This is a genomic window from Bradyrhizobium sp. LeoB3 (assembly GCF_055456055.1).
Genome location: NZ_JBVBEF010000206.1, coordinates 1 through 5029 on the forward strand (window position 1 = coordinate 1; position 5029 = coordinate 5029).

General features: G+C 60.7%; 4 protein-coding genes. 3 read left to right on the top strand and 1 reads right to left on the bottom strand.

Annotated features, from left to right (window positions below; translation table 11 throughout):
- Positions 1-145: 145 nt before the first annotated feature.
- Positions 146-781 (bottom strand): tyrosine-type recombinase/integrase, encoded by a 636-nt coding sequence (locus ACZXDY_RS44610; protein ID WP_464349849.1) that lies wholly within the window; start codon positions 779-781, stop codon positions 146-148.
- Positions 782-993: 212 nt separating this feature from the next.
- Between ACZXDY_RS44610 and ACZXDY_RS44615 the strand changes: the two genes are divergently transcribed.
- The 3 genes from ACZXDY_RS44615 to ACZXDY_RS44625 all read left to right on the top strand — a co-directional run.
- Positions 994-3861 (top strand): adenylate/guanylate cyclase domain-containing protein, encoded by a 2868-nt coding sequence (locus ACZXDY_RS44615; protein ID WP_464349850.1) that lies wholly within the window; start codon positions 994-996, stop codon positions 3859-3861.
- Positions 3837-4346 (top strand): tetratricopeptide repeat protein, encoded by a 510-nt coding sequence (locus ACZXDY_RS44620; RefSeq protein WP_464349851.1) that lies wholly within the window; start codon positions 3837-3839, stop codon positions 4344-4346. The genes ACZXDY_RS44615 and ACZXDY_RS44620 overlap by 25 nt, the downstream gene beginning before the upstream one ends.
- A gap of 110 nt (positions 4347-4456) precedes the next feature.
- On the top strand, positions 4457-5029 hold a 573-nt coding region (locus tag ACZXDY_RS44625), incomplete at its 3' end, for a transposase (RefSeq protein ID WP_464349852.1).

Sequence of the window (5029 nt, forward strand, 5' to 3'; positions counted from 1 at the left end):
CCCAAACGCGAGACGTATTGGCGTAGCGATTGTTCATCTATTCATTGGCTATGATCGGTGATTGAATAAAGGTCGCTAATGTCGCCTCTTGGCCCGAAGCAGCGGAGAGACGGCGGGCAGAGCATGTCCGCTCTGCCCGGGCACTTCAGACGTCAATCTGTTCCGCTATTGCCAAGGCGTTATCGACTTCGATGCCGAGATACCGGACGGTGCTTTCAATCTTGGTATGACCGAGCAGGAGTTGGACGGCTCTCAAGTTGCCCGTCCGCCTGTAGATCAGGGTTGCCTTTGTTCGACGCAGTGAGTGTGTCCCGAAGATGTGGGGGTCTAAGCCGACGCTGGCGATCCACCCGGCAAGGAGCCGCGCATACTGCCGTGTCGTCAAGCTGACATTGAACCCACGCCGGCTCGTGAACAGATAGTCACCCGGCCTCTTGGCGGTCGCCTTCAGATATTCATCGACGGCTTCTCGCGTCGCCTCGGTGAGTTCGAACTTGACCGGCCGGCCGGTCTTCTTCTGCCGAACGGTTGCGCGGTCGGCCGCGTAGCCCCTGGGGGCGATATCACCGACTTTAAGCGCCACAACGTCGCAGCCGCGGAGCTTACTGTCGATGGCAAGATTGAACAGAGCAAGGTCCCGAACGCGCCCCTCGACTTGAAGATTCGTTCGAATGGACCACACGTGCTTGAGCCGGAGTGGCGGCTTCGCTCCGACGATCTTCCCCTTATTCCAGGGGATGCGCTTCGAAACCACTTCGGTAACGCTTGAGATGTCAGGCATGATGGCCTCCTCAGTTAGTGAGGCGCGCCATATTGGAGCCGGTAAACTCTTGAAAGAACGTCGGCTTTCAGATCGTTTGAGACGTGGTTCAAGCTCGATTCAACCGATCAGGTGACGGTTTTGACCCAAACCGGTCATCCAAAGAGCGGCACCCTAGACAGGCAGTCTCGCCTGAGGGATCATGCAGCGTTAGACGAACTAGGGCGGCTGCCATGGACGTCGGAGGTTGGCTGCGGAGGCTTGGCCTCGAACAATATGAGGCCGTTTTCCGCGACAATGAAATCGACGACACGGTCCTGCCGAATTTGACCGCGGAGGACTTGAAGGAGCTTGGTGTTGGACTTGTCGGGCATCGCCGTAAGCTGCTCGACGCCATCGCTGCCTTGCGTGCTGAAGTGATCGCACCAACGCCGCTGTCCGACGCCGTCCTGGAAACCGACGAACCCGCCAAGGACACCGCCGAGCGCCGCCAGGTCACCGTGGTGTTCTCGGACCTTGTCGGTTCGACGGCGCTCTCGGCTCGTCTGGACCCCGAAGACCTTCGCGAGATCATTTCGGCCTACCAGAGGTGCGTCGCCGAGACCGTGCGCGGCTTCCGGGGCTTCGTCGCCAGGTATATGGGCGATGGTGTGCTGATTTACTTCGGCTATCCGGCAGCGCATGAGGACGACGCCGAGCGCGCAGTTCGGTCCGGCCTCGCGCTGATCGATGCGGTGGCCGCGCTCCCGGCTCCTTACCCCCTACAAGTGCGGATAGGGGTTGCCACCGGGATGGTGGTGGTCGGGGATCTGGTGGGGTCCGGAGAAGCGCAGCAGCACGATATTGTCGGCGAGACACCGAACCTCGCGGCGCGCCTTCAAGGCATCGCCGAACCGAATACGGTTGTCATTGCGGACGCCACCCGCAGGCTCCTCGGCAATCTCTTCGATTTACTCGACTTGGGGCCCAAGGAGCTCAAAGGGATCGCCGGGCCGGTGAAGGCTTTCGCGGTGCTGCAGGCAAGTACCGTCGCCAGCCGCTTCGAGGCGATGCACCCTGCCGGCCTGACTGCACTCGTCGGGCGAGAGGAAGAGCTTGAACTGCTCATGCGCAGTTGGGCGAGAGCGAAGACCGGCGAAGGCCAAGTGGTGTTGCTATCAGGTGAGGCCGGGATCGGCAAATCCAGGCTCGCCGCCGCGCTTATGGAAGAAATCGCGGCCGAGCCACACACGCGGTTGCGTTTTTTCTGCTCGCCCCAACACACCGACAGCGCCTTTTATCCGATCATCGGGCAGTTCGAACGTGCCGCCGGATTTGCACACGGCGACACACCGCAAAACAAGCTCGACAAGCTCGATGCGCTGTTAGCGCAGACCGCGACGTCCAGGTACGACGCGGCGCTGTTGGCCGAGATGCTGTCGCTTCCCAACGACGGACGCAACCCAGCTCTGGAGCCTGTTCCCGAGCGGCGCCGGCAGAAAACGCTGGAGGCCCTCGGCTTACAATTGGAAGCCCTGACGCGCTCCAGCCCAGTGTTATTGATCTTCGAGGATGTGCATTGGGGCGACCCCACGACCCTGGAAGCGTTCGGTCGTGCAGTGGACCGGATCGCGACCCTTCGCGGGCTGTTGATCGTGACGTTCCGGCCGGAGTTCGAGCCGCCCTGGGTCGGACGCCCGCATGTGACCGCGCTGGCGATCAACCATCTGGCAGAGCGGGACATCGACGCCATGATCGACCGCGTTGTAGGCAACAAGCTGCTGCCGGCGAACATCAGAAAGGACATTATCGACCGTACTGACGGCATCCCATTGTTCGTAGAAGAGATGACAAAGGCAGTGCTGGAAACTGGGGGCGAGCTGGAAGTGATGCAAACTGCGGCTGCGGTTCACTCCCCGGCGCCGGCAGTCCCCGCGAGTTTGTATGCTTCGCTGATGGCGAGGCTCGACCGGCTCGGCCCGGCCAAGGAGTTGGCACAGGTCGGGGCGGCGATCGGTCGCGAGTTTTCTCACGCGCTGTTGGCCGCGGTGGTGTACAAGCCGGAGGCGGAACTGGCCTCGTCGCTCGGCCGCCTTGTCCGCGTCGGACTGTTGTTCCGCAAGGGCGTGCCGCCGCACGCAACGTACTTGTTCAAGCATGCCCTGGTGCAGGACACGGCCTATGGCACCTTGCTGCGCCAGCCTAGACGCGCACTCCACGCGCGTATTGCAGACACCCTCGAAAAGCAGTTTCCTGACATCGCGGAAGGTCAGCCAGATCTGCTGGCGCGGCATTGCACCGAGGCCGGGCTGATCGACAAGGCCGCGGCGTTGTGGGGCAATGCAGGATTGCGGTCACTGAAGCGCTCGGCGTTGGTTGAAGCCGCCGAGCAGCTTAGGCGGGCGCTTGGACAGATCGCAACTTTGCCCAGCACGCCGGCGCTCCGCCGCGAAGAAATCAGGTTTCAAGTTGCACTGTTATACCCACTCATGCACGTCAAAGGGCTTGCGGCGCCGGAAACCAAGACTGCCGCGGAGCGGGCGCTTCTCCTGATCGAACAGGCTGAAGCGCTCGGGGAGCCTCCTCGGGATCCACTGCTTCTGTTTCGGGCTCTCAACGGTTGGTGGCTCACCAACTTTCTCGCATTCAACGGCGACGAGGCGCGCGAGCGCGCCGCGCAGATCCTGGCGCTTGCCGAGAAACAGGGAGATAAGGGCATGCTCATGCTCGGGCATCGCTGCGTGGCCTATGTCTTGGGGTTCACGGGCAACTTCGCGGAAGCCCTTCTACACTACGATCAGGCGAATGCGCTTTACGAACCTGTCGAACATCGGCCGCCAGCGATGTGGTTTGCCCACGATTTGCGGTCGATGACACGATGGGTGCTTGGCTATCCTGAGGCTTTGCTCTCGGACACACAACAAGCGCTCAATGCGGCACGTGAGACTGGCCCCGCCTCACTGATGGCCGTGATGGATCTAGCATGCTTAAGCCAACTCTTCAGCGGTAACTACGCGACAGCGAAGGCGCTATCGGATGAGCTCATCGCGTTGGCCGAGGAAAAAGGCGCCACTTACTGGAAGACCGTCGGATTGTTATGCGAGCCGATCTTTTGGCGTTAACTGGCAACGCCTCGGGCGCAGTCAGCATCTTCACCTCAGCGATCTCCATATATCGCTCAATGGGATCAACATTTAATTTACCGTGGCATTTATCCCATTTGGCAATGGCCTATGGGGAGTTTGGTCAGTTCGATGAGGCCTGGAGCTATATTGGTGAAGCAATGACGGCGGTCGAAACGACGAAGGAAAGATGGTACGAGGCCGAGGTCCATCGCATTGCTGGCGAAATCGCCCTGATGTCGCCAGAGCGGGATGCAGCAAAAGCCGAAGCCTGTTTCGAGCGAGCGCTCGCGGTTGGACGCAAACAGCAGGCGAAATCCTGGGAGCTGCGCGCGGCTATGAGCATGGCGCGGCTCTGGCGTGATCAAGGGAAGCGAGATGAAGCCCGAGAACTTCTCGCTCCAGTCTACGGCTGGTTCACCGAAGGCTTCGACACGTTGGACTTGAAGCAGGCCAAGGCGCTGCTCGACGAACTGGCGGAATGATGGCGCATATGATTGCCATGTAATGTCGGCTCTTGGCCCAGGCTGTGTGAAAACGATCTGTTTGCCGTGATTCGCGCGATAAGATTCCCTGCGTTTGCAGGGGGCATCTAATGAAGCGCTTTGTTGAAGGGGTGAACCGCGGACAGAGCACGTTGTTTCCTGCACTGCTCGACGACTACGTGGCCGAGGACAATCCGGTACGTGCGGTTGATGTGTTCGTCGACGGGCTCGATCTGGCTAAGCTCAGCTTCGTTGGCGTCCAGCCGCTCGACACGGGGCGACCCGGCTACCATCCCGGCATGATGCTCAAGCTCTACATCTACGGCTACCTCAATCGTGTGCCGTCGAGCCGACGCCTGGAGCGGGAATGCCAGCGCAATATCGAGATGATCTGGCTGACCGGGCAGCTGGCGCCGGACTTCAAGACCATCGCAGATTTCCGCAAGGACAATGGCAAGGCCATTCGTGAGGTCTGCCGCGAGTTTGTCGCGCTGTGCCGCAAGCTTGACCTGCTTGTTGCAGCGAGCGTCGCCATCGATGGATCGAAGTTCAAGGCCGTCACTGCGCGGGACAAGAACTTCACCGAGGCGAAGATGAAGCGGCGCTTGGAGCGGATCGACGAGAGCATCGCCCGCTATCTCTCGCAGCTCGAGACCGCCGATCGGCACGGCGATGCAGTGCCA